At 68.6% G+C, this 19064-nt stretch carries 14 protein-coding genes; 7 read left to right on the top strand and 7 right to left on the bottom strand.

Annotated elements, in window-relative coordinates:
* The first annotated feature begins 9 nt into the window (after positions 1-9).
* Positions 10-858 (top strand): ammonia-dependent NAD(+) synthetase, encoded by an 849-nt coding sequence (gene nadE / locus AC1DSC_RS30200; protein ID WP_436287247.1) that lies wholly within the window; start codon positions 10-12, stop codon positions 856-858.
* A 37-nt stretch (positions 859-895) separates the two neighbouring features.
* On the opposite strand, the gene AC1DSC_RS30195 is transcribed toward nadE, so the two are convergent.
* From AC1DSC_RS30195 to AC1DSC_RS30180, 4 genes are all read right to left on the bottom strand, one after another.
* Positions 896-2821: a PAS domain-containing hybrid sensor histidine kinase/response regulator gene (locus AC1DSC_RS30195; RefSeq protein WP_018903793.1), complete on the bottom strand. Its 1926-nt coding sequence runs from the start codon at positions 2819-2821 to the stop codon at positions 896-898.
* A 148-nt stretch (positions 2822-2969) separates the two neighbouring features.
* Entirely contained in the window at positions 2970-5375 is a 2406-nt protein-coding gene (locus AC1DSC_RS30190) for a diguanylate cyclase domain-containing protein (protein ID WP_062363479.1), read from the bottom strand.
* A 29-nt stretch (positions 5376-5404) separates the two neighbouring features.
* Entirely contained in the window at positions 5405-8374 is a 2970-nt protein-coding gene (locus AC1DSC_RS30185; protein ID WP_412510332.1) for a bifunctional diguanylate cyclase/phosphodiesterase, read from the bottom strand.
* Positions 8371-9471 (bottom strand): TRAP transporter substrate-binding protein, encoded by a 1101-nt coding sequence (locus tag AC1DSC_RS30180; protein ID WP_436287246.1) that lies wholly within the window; start codon positions 9469-9471, stop codon positions 8371-8373. Before AC1DSC_RS30180 ends, AC1DSC_RS30185 begins: the two co-directional genes overlap by 4 nt.
* Before the next feature lie 152 nt (positions 9472-9623).
* On the opposite strand from AC1DSC_RS30180, the gene AC1DSC_RS30175 reads away from it, so the two are divergent.
* Positions 9624-10532, top strand: a complete 909-nt coding sequence (locus AC1DSC_RS30175; RefSeq protein WP_018903797.1) for a LysR family transcriptional regulator — start codon at positions 9624-9626, stop codon at positions 10530-10532.
* Between the two features lie 60 nt (positions 10533-10592).
* Here the strand turns inward: AC1DSC_RS30175 and AC1DSC_RS30170 are convergent, their stop codons facing one another.
* Together AC1DSC_RS30170 and AC1DSC_RS30165 are read right to left on the bottom strand one after the other, a co-directional pair.
* Entirely contained in the window at positions 10593-10970 is a 378-nt protein-coding gene (locus tag AC1DSC_RS30170) for an HU family DNA-binding protein (RefSeq protein ID WP_012745866.1), read from the bottom strand.
* A 103-nt stretch (positions 10971-11073) separates the two neighbouring features.
* Complete coding sequence (locus AC1DSC_RS30165) at positions 11074-11988, bottom strand: LysR family transcriptional regulator (protein WP_018903799.1); 915 nt, start codon at positions 11986-11988, stop codon at positions 11074-11076.
* 147 nt (positions 11989-12135) lie between these two features.
* On the opposite strand from AC1DSC_RS30165, the gene AC1DSC_RS30160 reads away from it, so the two are divergent.
* The 4 genes from AC1DSC_RS30160 to AC1DSC_RS30145 all read left to right on the top strand — a co-directional run bounded on the left by AC1DSC_RS30160 (position 12136) and on the right by AC1DSC_RS30145 (position 17300).
* Complete coding sequence (locus AC1DSC_RS30160; protein ID WP_028254053.1) at positions 12136-13122, top strand: Bug family tripartite tricarboxylate transporter substrate binding protein; 987 nt, start codon at positions 12136-12138, stop codon at positions 13120-13122.
* A 20-nt stretch (positions 13123-13142) separates the two neighbouring features.
* Complete coding sequence (locus AC1DSC_RS30155) at positions 13143-14666, top strand: amidase (RefSeq protein ID WP_028254054.1); 1524 nt, start codon at positions 13143-13145, stop codon at positions 14664-14666.
* 120 nt (positions 14667-14786) lie between these two features.
* Positions 14787-16997 (top strand): copper-transporting P-type ATPase, encoded by a 2211-nt coding sequence (locus AC1DSC_RS30150; protein ID WP_436287245.1) that lies wholly within the window; start codon positions 14787-14789, stop codon positions 16995-16997.
* An 84-nt stretch (positions 16998-17081) separates the two neighbouring features.
* Positions 17082-17300 carry a hypothetical protein gene (locus tag AC1DSC_RS30145; RefSeq protein ID WP_278877313.1) on the top strand — a complete coding sequence of 73 codons (219 nt, stop codon included), beginning with the start codon at positions 17082-17084 and terminating at the stop codon, positions 17298-17300.
* Between the two features lie 23 nt (positions 17301-17323).
* Here AC1DSC_RS30145 and AC1DSC_RS30140 read toward each other — a convergent pair whose 3' ends face one another.
* Positions 17324-17758, bottom strand: coding sequence for a CBS domain-containing protein (locus tag AC1DSC_RS30140; RefSeq protein ID WP_278877315.1), 435 nt, complete (start codon positions 17756-17758; stop codon positions 17324-17326).
* Between the two features lie 196 nt (positions 17759-17954).
* Here AC1DSC_RS30140 and AC1DSC_RS30135 point away from each other — a divergent pair, with 196 nt between their 5' ends.
* Positions 17955-19061 (top strand): SMP-30/gluconolactonase/LRE family protein, encoded by a 1107-nt coding sequence (locus AC1DSC_RS30135; RefSeq protein WP_436287244.1) that lies wholly within the window; start codon positions 17955-17957, stop codon positions 19059-19061.
* Positions 19062-19064: the final 3 nt, after the last annotated feature.

The raw sequence follows: 19064 nt of genomic DNA, 5'->3' as shown, positions 1-19064 counted from the left end.
GGCCACACCATGACCCACGACCTGTCTCCCATCGACGCCACGCAGCGCGAGATCATCGCGGCGCTGCACGTCGCGCCCGTCTTCGACGCCGCCGCGGAAATCGAGCGGCGCACCGCCTTTCTCGCGGACTACCTGCGGGGCACCGGCCTCAGGGCGCTGGTGCTGGGCATCAGCGGCGGCGTCGATTCGCTGACGGCCGGCTGCCTCGCGCAGCGCGCCGTCGAGAAGCTGCGCGCCGAGGGCTACGGCGCCACCTTCATCGCGATGCGCCTGCCCTACGGCGTGCAGAAGGACGAGCACGAGGCGCAGGCCTCGCTCGCGGTGATCCGGCCTGACCGCATCCTGACCGTCGACATCCGCCCCGCGGCCGACGGCATGCTCGCGGCGCTCAAGACCGGCGACCTGGCCTTCCGCGATGCGGCGCATGAAGACTTCGTGCTCGGCAACATCAAGGCGCGCCAGCGCATGATCGCGCAGTTCGCGGTGGCCGGTGCGCATGACGGCATCGTCATCGGCACCGACCATGCGGCCGAGGCGCTGATGGGCTTCTTCACCAAGTTCGGCGACGGCGCGGCCGACGTGACGCCGCTCAGCGGCCTCAACAAGCGCCGCGTGCGCGCCCTCGCGCAGCGGCTCGGCGCCCCCGACGCGCTGGTGTTCAAGGTGCCCACGGCGGACCTCGAATCGCTGGTGCCGGGCAAGCCCGACGAAGACGCCTTCGGCGTGAGCTACGAGCAGATCGACGATTTCCTCGAAGGCAAGCCGGTGGCCGCCGCGGCGCGCGAGATCATTCTTGCCACGCATCGCAAGAGCGCCCACAAGCGCGCGCTGCCGGTGGAGCCGCCGCATCCGGCCTAGCTTTCCAGGCCGGCTCTGCGGGGGCCCCACGCGGGTTCTACGCGGCCTTGAACCGAGGCGGCTCCAGCAGCCGTTCGAGCAGCGCCGAGAGCTTGTCGACATCGACCGGCTTCGTCAGGTGGGCCCGGAAGCCGGCCTCCAGGCTGGTCTCCCGGTCGCTGGCCTGACCGTAGCCGGTGACGGCAATCAGCGGCGGCGGGTTGACCATCTCGGCGCGCACGCGGCGGGCGACTTCATGGCCGCTCAGGTCGGGCAGGCCGATGTCCAGCAGCACCACGTCCGGGTCCTGCGCCTTCACCGCCTCGATGGCAGCCAGTCCGCCATGCACGACGCTGGATTTGTAGCCCAGCGCCTCCAGCAGCATCGCCATGGTCTCGGCCGCGTCCACGTTGTCGTCCACCACCAGCACGCGCTGCTCGCCCACCGGCCGCGGCTGCGCCTCGAGCATGGCGACCGGCGCCTGGGTGGTCGGGAACTGCACCACGAATTCGCTGCCCTCGCCCGGCCGGCCGGTGCTGAACGCGCTGACGCGCCCTCCGTGCAGCGTGGTGAGCTGCTGCACCAGGCTGAGCCCCAGGCCGAGGCCGCCCTGCGTCCTGGCCAGGTTCTGCTCGCCCTGCACGAACAGGTCGAAGATCCGCTGCAGGTCCTGCGGCGGTATGCCGGGCCCGTCGTCGCGCACGCTGATGTCCGCATCCGCTGCGGTCCGCGAGAGCGACACGTGGATGTTGCCGCCGTTCCCGGTGAACTTGGCGGCGTTGTGGACCAGGTTGCTGACGATCTGGATGACGCGCGCACTGTCTCCGGCGATCCAGGGGTCCGCGTCCTGCGTCTGCAGGTGCAGGGTCTGCGACTTGCCGTCGATCAGCGGGCGCACCGCCTCGATGGCCTCGGCGATGGCATCGCGCAGGCGAACCGGCTTGTTCTCGAGCTGGATCTTGCCGCTGGTGATACGGCCGACGTCGAGCAGGTCGTCCACCAGCCGGGTGATCTGGCGCAGCTGCCGGCCGATGATGTCGCGGGTGTGCACGAGCGCGGCCGACTCCGCCTTCTCCCGCTTGAGGAGCTCGAGCGCGTTGGAGATCGGCGCCAGCGGATTGCGCAGTTCGTGCCCGAGCATCGCAAGGAAGTTCGTCACGCGGCGCCCTTCGTCCTCGAGCGCGGTCACGCGGCGGCGCTCCGTGAGGTCGCGCGTGACCTTGGCAAAGCCGCGGTGCCTGCCGGTGGCATCGTGCAGCGCGGTGATCACCACGCTGGCCCAGAACCGGCTGCCGTCCTTGCGGATGCGCCAGCCCTCGTCCTCGAAGCGGCCGTCGCGCAGCGCGTTGCGCAGCGCCTGCTGGGGCCAGCCGCTGGCGGCGACCTCCGGCGGATAGAACCTGGAGAAGTGCTGCCCGATGATCTCCGAGGCCTCGTAGCCCTTGTTCTTCTGCGCGCCGAGATTCCAGCTCACGACGTGGCCGCCCGGGTCGAGCATGAAGATCGCATAGTCCTTCACGCCCTCGACCAAGAGCCGGAAGCGCTCCTCGCTCATGCGCAGCATCTCGTCCTGGCGGCGGATCTCGCTGCGGTCCCGGGTGATCAGCGAGAAGCCGCGGACTTCTCCGCCCGCGCCGGGGATCCGCGTGATGACCACGCTGGCCCAGAAGCGCGTGCCGTCGCTGCGCAGGCGCCAGCCTTCTTCCTCCAGGCGGCCATCGCGGCGCGCCGTTTCGAGTGCCTGCTCCGGCCGGTTCTGCTCGATCAGCTCGGTCGGATAGAAAAGCGAGAAGTGCCGCCCCAGGACGTCGGGGGCGTCGTATCCCTTGAGCTGGCGGGCGCCCTCGTTCCAGCTGATGACGATGCCGCCAGGATCGAGGACGATGATGGCGTAGTCGGTGACCGAGTCGACCATCAGCCTGAAATCGGCGTCGGTCAGAGTGCGTTGGTTCAGGGGTGCACTCCCAGCGCCGTGATCTGCCATTGCTCTTTTTCCCTTCAGTGGCCGCGCGATCGATGCCACGGCGCGCGGTGTCCGCCATGAAACGGTGGTGCCAATTTAGGCCAGCAATGGTTACTTTTCGCGTAGGACAAGGTCCAGATTGCACGCTGGAGGCGCGGCCCTGCGGGCCTCAGGCGCTCGAAGGCTCTTCGCGCGGCCACGACGCGCCGCCGGGTTTTGCAGACCGGGGCGGCGCCATCATGAAGCGGTTCTTTCCTTCTTTCTTGGCCGCATAGAGCGCGGTGTCGGCACGCACGAACAAGGACGCGAAGTCCTCGTCGTCCTCCGAGACCGCGACGCCGATGCTGGTGGTGGCCTGCAGCGTGCGGCCGGGCAGGTGGAAAGCCGGCCGCATGGCGGCCAGCACCTTGCCGGCCACCACCTGCGCCTCGGCGGCGCCGCTGGCACCTTCGAGAAGGATCACGAACTCGTCGCCCGCGTAGCGCGCCGCCATGTCGGTCTCGCGCACGCTCTCCCTGAGCCGGCGGCCGAATTCCCGCAGCACCGCATCGCCCGCCGCATGGCCCAGCGAATCGTTGATCGTCTTGAAGTAGTCGATGTCCAGGAACAGCAGGCAGACCGGCAGGCCGGCGCGCCGGGACCTGGCCATGGCGTCGCGCGCATGCTCCTCGAACGATCGGCGGTTGGGCAGGCCGGTGAGCGCGTCCTCGCGCGCCAGGGCATCGAGCTTCATCTGCTTTTGCTTGAGCTCGGTGACGTCGTTCGACAGGATGTACAGCCCGGTGACCGCGCCTTGCGCGGTGCGCTGGGGCAGATAGGTGGTCTGCAAGGTCCGCTCGCCGATCAGCAGGCGGGCGGTCTGCTCGAAGGACACCACCTCGCCCGCGAATGCCCGCGCCAGCAGCGGCCTGCGGATTTCGTAGTGCGCCTCGCCGATGGCCTCGTGGACGGGGCGGTTCGCCATCGCCTCCGGCGAGACGCCGAGCCAGGCCTGGTACTTGCCGTTGCAGAAGACCACGCGTTCCTCGAGATCCAGCTCGGCAAGGAGCGCCGGCACGTTGTCGGTCAGCCCGCGCAGGCGCCGCTCGCTTTCGGCGCTGTGCATCTCGGCCTGCTTGCGCTTGCTCACGTCGAAGGTCATCACGTAGTAGCCGGCCAATGTGCCGTCCTCGCGGATGTCGGGCGCCAGGTGGCATTCGAAGAAGCCCGGCTTGCCGTTGCGCTCGTAGGTGCCTTCGGTGCGCGTCGGCGTTCCGGCGAGCACCTTGGCGATGCCCGGCACGAGTTGCCGGTAGACGTGGTCGGGCAGCGACTCCTGCATGGTCATGCGCCCGATGTCGGCCACGGTCCTGCCGCGCATGCCGAGGCCGGCCTTGTTCGCGAACAGGCAGCGCTGGCTGCTGTCGAAGTAGGCAACCACGGCCGGCAGGTTGTCGGTCACGTCGCGCAGGAATCTCTCGCTGGCGGCCAGCTTCTCGTTGGCGGCCTGCCGCTCCGTCATCAGCAGGTCGAAGGTCCGCGAGAGATCGCCGACCTCGTCGTCCGGCGGTGCCTCCCGCATGGGCGCATAGGCGCTGGCGGCGCGCGAGACCTGCATGTGCTCGCGCAGGCGCGACAGCGGTGCGAGCTGCGCCCGCGCGGTCATGAAGGCCAGCCCGCCGGCCAGCAGCGTCAGCAGCAGCGCGCCGGCCCAGGCGTAGCGCTCGACCCGCGCAATGCGCGCAAAGGCCTCGTCGCGCGGATACACCGCACCCAGCACCCAGTTGGTCTGGCCGATGCGCTTGAAGGCGTAGAGCCCGTGCACGCCCTGGGAATCGGCCGCTTCGATGGCGCCCTCGAAGCCCGCGATGGCGCGCTCGATCGCGGGGTTGCGCGCGCCGCCGGCGTCCACGCGCTGAAGCAGCTTCGACTTGTCGGGATGGTCGATGACGATGCCATCGGCGTTCGTGATGAACATGTACCCGCTCTTGCCGAACTTCACATTGGCAAGCTCGCCCAGGAAGTTCTTCTCCTTGAGGTTGACGAAGGCCGAGATCACGTAGGCGACCTTGCCGCTGCGGTCGAGCACGGGCTCGGTCATGGCGATCTGCGCCAGGCCGCTCACGCGGTTGCGGAAGGGCTTGGAGATGACGCCCGCGCGGGCAGCGACCGTGCGCTGGAAATACTCGCGGTCCTTGATGTTGACCTTGCCGATCGGCTGCGTGCCGTTGAGGTTGGCCACCAGTTCGCCGTCCATGCCGGTGAGGGCCACGTTGTCGAACGCCTCCCTCAGCGCGCCGTGCTGCATGACCAGCTCCTGCAGTTCCCCGGGGCCGGCCAGGTTGCGGCTCTCGACGCCGTCGCCGAAGGTCTTGAGCAGGGTGCGCCGGCTCAGGAACTTCTGGTCCACCGCGCCGGCGATGGCGGAGATGCGTTCGAATTCCTCGCTCGCAATGGCCGCCTCCATGCTGCGCTTGAGGAAATAAAGCGCCGCGGCGGTGACGCCCATCGTCGTCAGGAAGACGATCGCCAGCACGCCCGCGGACAGGCGGGCGCGCAGGCTCAGGCGGGGGACGGCGGGGAATGGAAGGCGCATCGCAGTGGCCTGGTGAGCGCAGCCTGCGTTCAGCTCGCCATCTCGACGTCCAGCTGGGCATCGAACTGGTCCAGCGGCACCGGCCTGCTGAACAGGTAGCCCTGGCACAGCATCGCGCCGTGCGCCTGGAGAAACTCGAACTGCTGCTGCGTCTCGACGCCCTCCGCCACGATCTCCAGGTCGAGGTTGCGGGCCATGCCGATGATGGCCTGGATGATCAGCTCGACCTTCGGATCGAGGCCGATGCTCTGCACGAAGAACTTGTCGACCTTGATCTGGTTCAGCGGCAGCTGGGTCATGTAGGAGAGCGACGAGAAGCCGGTGCCGAAGTCGTCCATGGAAAAGCGCACGCCCAGTGCCGCGAGCGCCTGCATCTTGCAGATCGTTTCGCTCACCTTGTCCTGCAGCAGGCTTTCGGTGAGCTCGAGCTCCAGCCGCGTCGGGTCGGCGCCGGTGCGCCGCAGCACGTCGCGCACGCGGTCCACGAAGTCGTCGGTGCGGAACTGGCGCGCGCTGACGTTCACCGCCAGCCGCAGGTGCCGGCGCCTCGCATCGTGGCTCCAGCGCTCGAGCTGGACGCAGGCCGTCTCCAGCACCCACATGCCGATCGGCACGATCAGCCCGGTTTCCTCCGCCAGCTCGATGAAGCCTCCGGGCTGCACCATGCCTCGCACCGGATGCTGCCAGCGGATCAGCACCTCGGCGGCCACCACGTGGCCATTGGAGGCCACCTGCGATTGGTAGTGCAGCACGAACTGCTCGCCCGCCAGCGCCGCGTGGAGCTCGCTCTCCAGCGTTGCGCGGGCCGTGATGGCGGTCTGCATCGAGGCCTCGAAGAAACGCAGCGCGTTGCCGCCCGCGGACTTGGCGTAGTACATCGCGATGTCCGCCTGCTTCAGCAGATCCTCCAGCGACTGCTGCGTGGCGCTGAACACCACGGCGCCGATGCTGCCGGTGCTGTGGTACTGGTGGTCCGCGAGCTGGAAAGTGCCGTTCAGCGCCGCGAGGATGGCCTCGCCGGCGGCATTGGCCTGCATCGCGGCCACGCCGGCGTCTTCGCTGAGGTTGTCCAGCAGCACCACGAATTCGTCGCCTCCGAGCCGCGCGACCGTGCCGCCCTCCTTCAGGCTGTCCTGCAGCCGCGCGGCCACCTGCTTGAGCAGCTCGTCGCCCGTGGCGTTCCCGAGCGCATCGTTGAGCGTCTTGAAGGCGTCCAGGTCCAGGAACAGCAGCGCGCCGTGGCGCGAGCGCCGCACGTTCGCGTCGATGGTGGCCTGCAGGCGGTGCAGCAGCAGCCGGCGGTTGGGCAGGCCCGTGAGGATGTCGTAGAAGGCCAGGTGCTCGATCTCGCGGGCGGCCAGCTTGCTCTCGGTGATGTCGCGCAGGATGACGATGAAGCGCGCGGCGGCGCCTTCGCCGATGACCTTGCGCGAGACCGAAATCTCGAACCACGTGACGCCCCGCGCCGTCCGGATCTCGAACTGCCGGCCGGTGGAAAAGCCGGTTTCGAAGGCATCGCGCAGCGCCACCATCACCTCGGCCGCGGCATTCGCCGGCAGCAGGTCCGACATCAGCTTGCCCACGGGCTCCCGCACCTTGAACGCGGGCCGGGGGCGGCGCGGCGAATGGAAGCTGTAGCAGCGGCCGTCGATGCCGGCGTCCATCAGCACGTCGGGCAAGGCATCCAGCGTGGCCTGCAGCTGAGCCTTGCCTTCGAGGATGTCCGCGACGTGGCGCTTCTTCTCGGTCACGTCGCGGTAGACGCACACCAGGCCGCCGTCGGGCGTGGGGCTGTTCACCGCAACGATCACCTGCCCGTTCAGCAGCGTGATCTCCTGGTCGTTCTGCGTCAGCAGGTGGCGCGCGTTCTGCTCCACGATCTGCTGGAACGGCACCAGCGGCGCGAGCAGCGGCTGCGTCCAGGGAAAGAAGTCCACGAAGCGGCGGTTCCAGGTGACGACGCGGTCATTGGGATCGAGCAGCACGAAGCCGTCCACCATGGATTCGAGCGCCTGGTCCAGCGTGGCCTTGGAGCGCAGCAGCTCCGCGCGCGCGCGCCACTGCCGCCGCAGTTGCGCGAGCGCGAAGTAAGTGACGGCCAGGATCATCAGCGCGAAGGCCAGGGCCGCGGCCGCAACCACGTTGCGGTCCCTGCGCCAATCCTCGAGCGCGGACTCGAGCGGAATGCTCGCGACGATCAGCAGGCCTCGATGCAGCGTGGGCCGGGCCACCACGATGGCCGGAGCGCCGCTGAGCCGGGAATGCATGTGCCGGGGACGCCCGTCCGCCTGGTCGGTCAACGCGGGACTGATGGTGCGCCCCGCAAGGTCGTCGCGCGGCGGCATGCTGGCCAGCAGCAGCCCGCCTTCGCGCTCCAGCGTGACCTCGAGCCCCCTGATGTTGGCCCCTTGCGCAAGGATGGTGGTGAGCACCGAGACCTGCACTTCGGCCACCGCGACCAGCTTGCTGCCGTCCGCCAGCGTGAGGACGCGCGCAAGATGCAGCACCTGCTGGGAAGTCACCGGGCTGACCGAGGGCGTGCTGATCGACATCACCGATCCCGGACGGCCCAGGACCTCTTGCAGGAATCCGTCGGGCAGCTGGACCGCCAGCTTCGCTCCGCGCCGGTCGGAAGACCCGACCACCTGCCCCTCGGGCGTCAGGAAGGCGACGTAGCGCGCCAGCAGGCTCTGGCGAACGCTGGTTTCGACCAGTTGGACGGTCTCGGCTTGCGCAATGTCGCCTGCAATGGTGCTTCCGCTGGATTTGCGCAGGAACTGCCCCAGGCCCGCCAGCAGCGTGTTCGCCCCGAGCAGGCTGCGGTTGAGCGCAGCCTCCGAGGTGCCGATGAACCGCACGGCCTGGGCCTCGCTGTCGGCAATCTCCTTCTGGTACATCTGCCATGCCATCAGCCCGGCAATGGCGAGCACGGCCGCGAGAAACAGCGCCGCAACGCCATAGACGAAGCCGGTGATGCGGCTGGGCACAGGCTTGTTCACTGCCCGACAGGAGCCTTGATTCCAGCAATGGGACCGACGGTCTGGTCCCACACCTCCGCGCACACGGCCCCGCAGCGCTGCACCCACCGGCTCAGCACGCTGGTGGCGAAGATCTCGCGCCGGCGCCGCTCGTCATCCGCAGAAGGGCGCGCCTCGACCATCGTGCCCTTGGTGCCCTTCATGCAGGTCGCAGCGCCCGTGTTGCATGCAATGCCGTTGCCGGTGTCGCGCTCCGACTCATTCCAGACCGCGGCCTCGAGTTTCGGCAGTTCGGCTTTCAACAGGGCCTTCAGGTCCGCAGGCAGCGCGTTCCAGGCATCCGTGTTGGCGCCGAAGACGGCCAGGCCCCAGTTGATGGGCATGGTGTAGAGCGAATTCGTCATCTTGTGCAGGCCCAGCGTGTTGCCGGACATCGCACCGGTGATGGCGCATTCGGTGTTCTCCGAATTCATGTTCGCCATGATCTCTGAAAATTCGGTGAAGACGGGCACGCCGTTGAGCGCGCGGATGAAGTCGGCCTGGCTGCTGCCCGACACGCGGACGCGCCGCCCCGCCAGGTCCGAAAGCCGCGTCACGGCCCGCTTGCAGAAGATCACCTGGGCAGGGTAGACATACACCGCGAGAAGCTCGACGCCATGGCGTTCGCGCAGCGTCTTCTCCAGGTAAGGCCGAAAGGCTGCGACCACCCGCCGCATCGTGGGCATGTCGGGGTTCAGCCCGGCGATGTCGGGCGTGCCCAGTTCGGGGTACTCGTTGCTGACCTGGCTGAGCAGCGCGGTGCCGAACGGAATGACGCCCAGCCGTATGAGGTTGAGCATTTCCTGCCCCGGAACGCCGGCCTGGTTGAACGGCACGATGCTCGCGCTGTACTTTCCGCCGCTCAGGCGGCGCAGGTCCTGGCTCCAGAAGCGCTCTTCATGCAGCGTGTACTGGCTCACGCTCGCCAGCCCGCCCACGATCCGAAGCCCTTGCGCAGGCGCCGGCTGCTGAGCCTTGCTGTTCGTTGCAGCGAAAGCAAGAAAAAGAACGGCAACATGCGTCCAGAGCACGCGTCGCCAAGCGGAAGAAACTTCGCCGGACCTCATGGCCCGGATCATGATGCCGAATTGGGCCTTAAGTCACAATTTTTTTACAAAAACGCCGATTCTGGCGCCCGTTGGCCCGAATCGCCAAGGCACGTTGCGTACAGGGCACAGGAATACCATCCACAAGCCCCGATTCCCGGCCCATCCACCCAGATTCCAGACCGATGCCAGCGCCCGAGCTTTCCAGCCGCCAACTGCGCGCGTTCACGGCCTTGGCCGAGCAGCGCAACTTCACGCGCGCCGCGCAGACCTGCCACTTGTCGCAGCCCGCGTTCAGTGCACTGATCCGTACGCTCGAGGAAACGCTGGGCGCGCGGCTGTTCGACCGCGACACGCGCAGCGTGCAGCTCACGCCCGAGGGCCGGCTGTTCGAACCCTCGGCGCGGCGGCTGCTGGACGACATGCAGGGCGCCATCGGCGACCTGGCCGACCATGCCCAGCGGCGCAAGGGCCGCGTGAGCGTGGCGGCCCTGCCCTCCCTGGCGGCGGGCCGGCTGCCGGCCATATTGGCGGAGTTCATGCAGGCATGGCCCGGCATCACGGTCGAGCTGCACGATGCGCTGTCGGACGCCTGCATTGCCCAGCTGCGCAGCCACCAGGCGGATTTCGCGCTCGCGGCAACGGGTGCCGGCGCCGCTGCGGCCAGCGACCTGCGCGGCCGCAAGCTCTGCGGCGACCGCTTCCACCTGGTCTGCCGCAAGGACCATCCGCTCGCCGGCGCCGCCAGGCTCACGGCACGGCAGCTCGCGCCATGGCCCTTCATCCAGATGGCGCGCAACAGCAGCGTGCGCCAGTCGCTCGACGCGGCGCTGCATCCGCTGCGACTCAATGCGGTGTTCGAGGTCGAGCACCTGGCCACGGTGATGGGGCTGGTCGAGGCCGGCATCGGCATCAGCGTGGTGCCGGAACTCACGCTCTTCCACTTCCAGCGCGAGACGCTGGTGACGCGGCCGCTGCCGCTGCCCGGCCTCACGCGCACCATCTACCTGGTGCAGCGCCGGGAGGGCAGCCTCTCGGTGGCGGCGCAGACGCTGCACGACCTGATCCTCGAACGGCTGGGCACGCCGGCATGAAAAAACGGCCCGAAGGCCGTTTGCTTGCATGAAGGCAGCCTTGCGGCTGCGATCCATTCCTTACTTCTTGGCAGCCTTCTTGGCGGGTGCGGCCTTCTTGGCCGGTGCTGCCTTCTTGGCGGGCTTGGCTGCCGCGGCCTTGTCGGCCTTGCGCTTTGCAGCCTTGGGGTCGATGGCGGCCTTGAACGCAGCGCCCGGCACGAACTTGGGCACCTTCTGCGCGGCAATCTTGATCTTGGCGCCGGCTTGCGGGTTGAAGCCGGTGCGTGCGGCGCGCGCCACTTGCTTGAAGGTTCCGAAGCCGATGAGCTGCACGGGGTCGCCCTTCTTCACTGCGGCGACGATGGAGCCCGTGACGGTTTCCAGGATGCGGGCGGCTTCGGCCTTGCTGACGTTGTGGGCGGTGGCGATCTTCTCGACCAGTTCGATACGGTTCACTTGAAAAATTTCCTTTGGTTTGTTCTCGTCATGTTGCCAATGACGGCGCAGCGGCTGAGGCCGGCTGCAAGCGGCGCGGAGTGTAGCGCACGCGCGGATGCCCTCAGGCCGAGGCCTTGATGGCATCCGTCAAAAACCGCACGAAAGCCTTGCCTGCATCGGGCAATGAACGGCCCGCGAGCGTCTCGACTTCGAGGTGGCGCTCGTTCATCTCCCGGTCCTTCAGCGGAATGGCCACCAGCGCCTTCGACTTGAGCTGCGTGCGGATCGACAGCTCGCCATAGAAGGCGATGGTGCCGCCGCCCGCGGCCGCAAAACTCACCAGCGCATTCGCATGGTTGCTCGACATGGCCTGCACGTACTGCAGCCCCTGCCTGCTGCAGCTGATGTCCAGCAGCTGCCGGATCGAGCTGTCCCGCGGCGGCAGGCCCAGCGGATAGGCCGCCACCTGGCGCAGCGAGAGCTGCCGCTGCCCCGCCAGCGGATGGTCGCTCGCCATCACGGCGAGGATCGGGCTCGGGTGGCGCAGCTCGATCCGGATGCCGGGCTCGGGCACCGCACTCAGCGTGATGCCCACGTCCGCTTCGCCGTCGCGGATGCGGCCGGGAATCTCGTGGGGCGGGCAGACCTCCAGGTGAAAGCGGATGCCTTCATGCTTCGCGCGAAAGCGCGAGATCAGCGTGGGAAGAAAGTCGAACGCGAAGCCCTCGGTGCTCGCCACGCGCACGCGCCCGCTGCGCAGGCCGCGCAGGCCCTGGATCTCGCCAGCCACGCGCTCGATGTCCTGCTGCACCCGCTTGGCATGCGCGGCCAGCAGTTCGCCAGCCGCATTGGGCACCATGCCGCGCGCGTGCCGGTCGAACAGCAGCGTGTCGAGCTCGCGCTCCAGGCGCGCCACCTGCCGGCTCACGGCGGAAGGCGCCACGTTGAGCTTGAGCGCCGCCTCCTTCACCGACCCGGTCCTGACCACCTCCAGGAAGTAGCGGACCGCGGTTTCCTGCAGCGTGTGAAGCGACATGTTTCTTCCTTGTGGCCGCGTGGCGACGCGCGTTTGTCGATTGCCGAATCGGCAATCGACAATTCTAAACATTGCTCTTGTGGCAGCGCGTTGCGGCTCCTAGGATGAACCTGCATCCCCGCTCTGTCGTTCCTCCAGGAGTCCTTCATGAAACGCCTCCCCGCACTGGCCTGCATGGTGCTGCTGCTGTCCTGCCTCGGCCTCGCGCCCTTCGCGGCGCTGGCTGCCGACACCGGGTTTCCGTCGCGCCCGGTCACGCTCGTGATTCCCTTTCCGCCCGGCGGCGCCACCGACGTGAACGGCCGCGTGATCGCGCAGCGCCTGGGCAAGGAGCTCGGCCAGCCCGTGGTCATCGAGAACCGCGGCGGCGCCGGCACGGTGATTGGCGCGAGCTACGTTTCTAAGGCGGCGCCCGACGGCTACACGCTGCTGATCAGCTCGGGCACCACCTTCACGGTGAATCCCGCGATCCGCCCCAACCTGCCCTACGACCCGGTCAAGGGCTTCGAGCCGATCGGCCTGGCCGGGCGCGTGGGCCTCATCCTGCTGGCGAACAGCGAAGTGCCGGTGCAAACGGTCAAGCAGTTCGTCGACTACGTGAAGGCCTCGCCCGGAAAGTACTCGTACGCGTCCTTCGGCACCGGCACCACCTCGCAGTTTGCCGGCGAGACCATCCTGCATGCCGCCGGCCTCAAGATGACGCACGTGCCCTACAAGGGCAGCGCCCCGGCCATGACCGACCTGATGGGCGGGCAGGTTCCGTTCAGCATCGACACCGTGAGCGCGGCCATTCCCCAGCTCAAGAGCGGCAAGATCAAGGCCATTGCCGTGACCACGGCCAAGCGCTCGACGCTGCTGCCCGACGTGCCCACCATGGCCGAGAGCGGCTACCCCGAAGTCAACACCGACACCTGGCTGGTGCTGGTGGCGCCGAAGGGCCTGCCGCCCGAGGTGAAGGCCAAGCTCGAGAAGGCGCTGGCCGCGACCATGGCCGATCCCGACACGCGCGCCAAGCTCAGTGCGCAGGGCCTGGAGCCGGGCTACAGCAATTCGGCCGCCGTGAGCGAGCTGATCGCCAAGGAATTGCCGCTGATGCGCGCGATTGCCGCCCGCGCCAACATCACAGCAGATTAAATGAACGCCCCCCAAGCGACATGAGCACCCACACCGAATTGATCGAACACTCCGCCGTCGAACTGCGCCGGCTCATCGGCAGCAAGGCGGTTTCGCCGGTCGAGCTGCTCGAGGCCTGCATCGCGCGCATCGAGCGCGTGAACCCCTTCATCAACGCCGTGACCGCCACCTGCTTCGAGCGCGCGCGGGCCGAGGCCCGGGCGGCCGAGAGCGCCGTGATGCGCGGCGATGCGCTGGGGCTGCTGCACGGCCTGCCGCTCGGCGTGAAGGACCTGGAGCCGACCGAAGGCCTGCTCACCACCTGGGGCTCCGCGATCTTCCGCGACCACGTGCCGCAGGAGGACATCGAGCTGGTGGCCCGCCTTCGCAGGGCCGGCGCCATCGTCGCGGGCAAGACCAACGTTCCCGAAATGGGCGCCGGTGCCAACTCGCGCAACGAGGTGTGGGGCGCCACCGGCAACCCCTTCAACCCGAACCTCAATGCCGGCGGTTCCTCCGGCGGCTCGGCCGCCGCGCTGGCCTGCGACATGCTGCCCGTGTGCACCGGCTCCGACACCGGCGGCTCGCTGCGCATTCCGGCCGCCAAGTGCGGCGTGGTGGGCTTCCGGCCTTCGCCGGGCATCGTGCCGAGCGTGCGCAAGCTGCTGGGCTGGACGCCGATCTCGGTCGTGGGCCCGATGGGCCGCACGGTGGAAGACGCCTGCCTGCAGATGGCCGCGTCCGCCGGCATGCACGCGGGCGATCCGCTGAGCTATCCGCTCGATCCGCTCGGCTTCCTGAAGCCGGCCGGCATCGACCTCAGCAACCTGCGCGTGGCGTGGACCGAAGACTTCGGCACCTGCGCGGTGGACGAAGGCATCCGCGCCACGATGCGCAGCAAGATCGGCGCGATGCAGCACCTCTTCAAGCGCTGCGACAGGATCGAACTCGACCTCGGCGAAGCGCACCGCTGCTTCGACGTGCTGCGCGCCGAGGCCTTCGTGGCCGGCATGCATGCCGCCTACCAGCGCGACCCCGCCAGCCTGGGCCCCAACTCCCGCGCCAACTACGAGATGGGCGCGCAGATGAGCCTGCTCGACAGCGCCTGGGCCCAGGCCGAGCAGACCCGGCTCATCAAGCGCTTCCAGGCCGCCTTCGCCGACTACGACCTGATCCTTTCGCCCACCACGCCGGTGTCGCCCTTTCCGTGGACGCAGCTCTATGCCGACACCATCAACGGCGAGAAGCAGGCCAACTACTACCGCTGGCTCGCGCTGACCTACGTGGTCACGCTGACGACGCATCCGGCGCTGGCGCTGCCCTGCGGCCTCGACCATGCGGGCATGCCCTTCGGGCTGCAGATCGTGGGCGCGTTCAGGGCCGACCACCAGGTGCTGGGCGCGGCGCACGCCATGGAAAAGGCCTTCGCGGCCGACGCGCAATTGCGCCGCCCGCGGCCCGACATCGCGTCGCTGCGCGCGGCCGAACCTGCGCTCAGGTCGATCGTCACGGCGCCGCCCGGTGCGGGCCGCAGCGCGCCCGCAGCCGCCACCTCCGCGGTCTGAGAAAGCCCGCGGCCGGCCAGCGCGCCAGCCTTGACCTTGACACGGTGTCAGCCTGGAAACTGGCGATGCGCTGCGCGTGGTGCGCAGCAGCATCTTCCTGCTTTCTCGTTGGAGCACTCGATGAACCACGCGCATTCCGGAGCGCCGCAGCACCCGCATCACGAAGGCCACCACGCGCCGCATGACCACACGCCCGTGCCTGTGCCTGCGCCCGCCGGCACCATCTACACCTGCCCGATGCATCCGGAGATCCGGCAGGACCATCCGGGCAACTGCCCCAAGTGCGGCATGACGCTGGAGCCCGAGATGCCGACGCTCGACGAGGGCGAAGACCCCGAGCTGCGCGACTTCAAGCGCCGCTTCCTTTGGACGCTGCCGCTCACGCTCGCGGTGGCCGTGCTCGCGATGGCGGGGCACCGGCTGCAGTGGTTCGAGATGGCCACGCAGAGCTGGATCGAGCTGGTTCTTTCGCTGCCCATCGTGCTGTGGGCGGGCTGGCCCTTCTTCAGGCGTGCCGTGCAATCGGTCGCCAACCGCAGCCCCAACATGTGGACGCTCATCGGCTTGGGCACCGCGGCCGCCTTCGCCTACAGCGTGGTGGCCACGGTGGCGCCGCGCGTGTTTCCCGAATCGTTCATGTCGATGGGCCGCGTGGCGGTGTACTTCGAGGCGGCCGCGGTGATCATCTCGCTCACGCTGCTGGGCCAGATCCTCGAACTCAAGGCGCGCTCGCAGACCTCGGCGGCCATCAAGTCGCTGCTCGGCCTCGCGCCCAAGACGGCGCGGCGCATCGGCGCCGACGGCACGGAAGAAGACGTGCCGATCGCCCACGTGCACGTCGGCGATAGGCTGCGCGTGCGGCCCGGCGAGAAGGTGCCGGTGGACGGCGTGGTGGTCGAGGGCGCGAGCGCGGTCGACGAGTCGATGCTCACCGGCGAGCCGCTGCCCGTGACCAAGCGGGCCGGCGACAAGCTCATCGGCGCCACGCTCAACACCAGCGGCGCGCTGGTGATGCAGTCGGAAAAGGTCGGCTCGCAGACCGTGCTCGCAAGCATCGTGCAGATGGTGGCGCAGGCCCAGCGCTCCCGCGCGCCGATGCAGCGCATGGCCGACCACGTGGCCGGCTACTTCGTGATGGCCGTGATCGGCATCGCGGTGCTGACCTTCTTTGCGTGGGGCTTCTTCGGGCCGGCGCCGAGCTGGACCCACGGGCTCATCAATGCGGTGGCGGTGCTCATCATTGCCTGTCCCTGCGCGCTCGGCCTGGCCACGCCGATGTCGATCATGGTGGCCACGGGCAAGGCGGCCACGCAGGGCGTGCTGTTCCGCGATGCGGCCGCGATCGAGAACTTCCGCAAGGTCGACGCGCTCATCGTCGACAAGACCGGCACGCTGACCGAAGGCAAGCCGGGCTTCGAACGTGCGGTGGCGCTGCCCGGCTTCAGCGAGGACGAGGTGCTGCGCCTCGCGGCAAGCCTCGACCAGGGCAGCGAGCATCCGCTCGCGCATGCCATCGTGCGTGCGGCGCGCGAGCGCGGGCTTGCGCTGGCCGCGGCCGACGAGTTCGAGTCCGCCAGCGGCATCGGCGTGAACGGCAGCGCCGGCGGCCGCCGGCTGGCGCTCGGCAACACCGCGCTGATGGACCAGCTGGGCGTGCCGGTCGATGCGCTCCGGCCGCAGGCCGAGGCGCTGCGCGCCGAGGGAGCCAGCGTGATGTTCCTCGCGGTCGACGGCCAGCCCGCCGGCCTGCTGGCCGTGTCCGACCCGGTCAAGGCCACCACGGCGGAAGCGCTCGCGGCGCTCAAGGCATCGGGCATGCGCGTGATCATGGCCACGGGCGACGGCCTGACCACCGCGCGCGCCGTGGCCGCCAGGCTGGGCATCGACGAGGTGCACGGCGAAGTCAAGCCGGCCGACAAGCTGGCGCTGGTCGAGAAGCTGCAGCGCGAAGGCCGCATCGTCGCGATGGCCGGCGACGGCATCAACGATGCGCCCGCGCTCGCCAAGGCCGATGTCGGCGTGGCCATGGGCACCGGCACCGACGTGGCGATGAACAGCGCCCAGGTGACGCTGGTCAAGGGCGACCTGCGCGGTATTGCCGAGGCGCGCATCGTCTCCGAGAAGACCATCGCCAACATGAAGCAGAACCTGGGCTTCGCGTTCGTCTACAACGCGCTCGGTGTGCCGCTGGCCGCGGGCGTGCTGTTCCCGTTCACGGGCTGGCTGCTGTCGCCGATGATCGCGGCGCTGGCGATGAGCCTGAGCTCGGCGTCGGTCATCACCAATGCATTGCGGCTGAGAGCCGAGGGCGCGGGCGGCAGGCCGGGCTGAGGCGCCAGTCCCATGGGGCACCGGGCCGGCAGCATTCGAACTCCGCCTACATACATTTGGCGCGGGTTCATGCAAGTTGGCCGGATGACACAGCCCATCGAACTCATCATCGAGGAGCCAGCCCTCGGATCATTTGTCTGGCGCCTGCTCGAAACGGATGCGAACGGAGCGAACCCCAAGGTGCTCCGCGACGCCTTCGATCCGGCGGACACCTACGAAGCCGCGCTGGCCGCGGGACAGCGCGCGCTGCACAGCGAAATCCGTCGGCGCGCCTCCGGCCAGCCGCAGGCGCAGAGCGCCTGAGCGAAGCTGCCTGTTGGCCCGTGCTACAGGTGCCTGGGCCGCGCGGGCTCCGATATCTTTCCGAGCGGATCGGCCGCCGCGCCGGCCTCGCCCTTGGCCGCCACGTCGCCCAGCGACAGGATGCCCACGAGGCGCTTGTCGCGGTCGACCACCGGAAGCCTGCGGATCTGCACCGCGCTCATCTGGCTGAGCGCCTCGTCGACCGTGTCGTCGGCATAGCACCAGTACGCGTCGGCGGTCATGATCTGCTTGACCGGCGATGCGCCAAGGTCGATCTCGCGGGCCACGCCGCGCACGGCAATGTCGCGGTCGGTCACCACGCCGACCAGCCGGCTGCCGTCGCACACCGGCAGCACGCCCACTTCGAGTTCTTCCAGGGCCTTGGCGGCCTGCACGATGGTGTCGCCCGGCGCCACCGTGCGCACGCCGCGCGTCATCACTTCATGAACCTGAGTCATCGCATGTCCCTTCTGCAGCGAAGGCCCGCTGCAGGTTCCAGCTTAGGCGGGCGGCGGGCGGGCCGTGTCGGCAGTCTCGGGGACCACAAGTAAGCCATGTCGCACTTCGCCGCTGCGAAGGGCCCGGCCGCGCGCGGCGGGTACGTAAGATCGGCGTCCGCCGGTTTTCCGCAACGACGACAAAGGAGATCTACAGATGCAGAACAAAGCCCTCGAGCCTCGCCGCCGCTTCCTGAAGAATGCCGCGGGCTCCGGACTGGCCGCCTTCGCCGGGCTGGCCAATGCGCAGTCCTTCGACTTCAAGCCCCACCAGCGCTACCCGGACCCTTCGGTGCTGATCCTGGACCCGAGCTTTGCCAAGTACCGCATCTACAGCAGCACCGTCGAGCAGCTGGGCACCGGCATGCGCTGGGCCGAGGGGCCGGTGTACTTTCCGGAGGGCGGCTACCTGCTGTGCAGCGACATTCCGAACAACCGGCTCATGAAGTACGACGAGAAGACCGGCAAGTTCACGGTGCACAAGCAGAACGCCAACTATGCCAACGGCAACACGCGCGACCGCCAGGGCCGCCTCGTCACCTGCGAGCATTCGGTCACGCGCCGCGTGGTGCGCACCGAGAAGAACGGCCGCATCACCGTGCTGGCCGACAGCTACGAGGGCAAGAAGCTCAACGCGCCCAACGACGTGGTCGTGAAGTCGGACGACAGCGTGTGGTTCACCGACCCGACCTTCGGCATCAACGGCGAGTGGGAAGGATCGAAGGCCACGCCGGAGCAGGCCACCACTAATGTCTACCGCATCGCGAGCGATGGCAAGCTCAGCGCCGTCATCACAGACCTGGTGAACCCGAACGGGCTCGCGTTCTCGCCGGACGAGAAGAAGCTCTACGTGGTCGAGTGGAAGGGCACGCCCAACCGCAGCATCTGGAGCTACGACGTTGCCGCCGATGGCGCCAGCGTGTCGAACAAGACCAAGCTCATCGATGCGGACGGCCCCGGCGCGCTCGACGGATTCCGTGTCGACCGCGACGGCAACCTCTGGTGCGGATGGGGCTTCAACGGCGCGTTCGCGCCCGAGCCCACCGACGTGGGCGGCGGCCTGAAGGCCCACCTGCCGCTCGGGAAATCCGAAGAGATGGACGGCGTGAAGGTCTTCAACCGCGACGGCAAGCCGATCGGCTTCATCCGCCTTCCCGAGCGCTGCGCCAACCTGGAGTTCGGCGGGCCCAAGCGCAACCGCCTCTACATGGCGAGCAGCCATTCGCTCTATGCGCTCTACGTGGAGGCGCACGGCGCGGTGTAGCGC

This window comes from Variovorax sp. 01N425 (assembly GCF_056399465.1).
The sequence above is the reverse complement of the archived record's forward strand: the minus strand, read 5'-3'. Positions and strand labels throughout refer to the sequence as shown.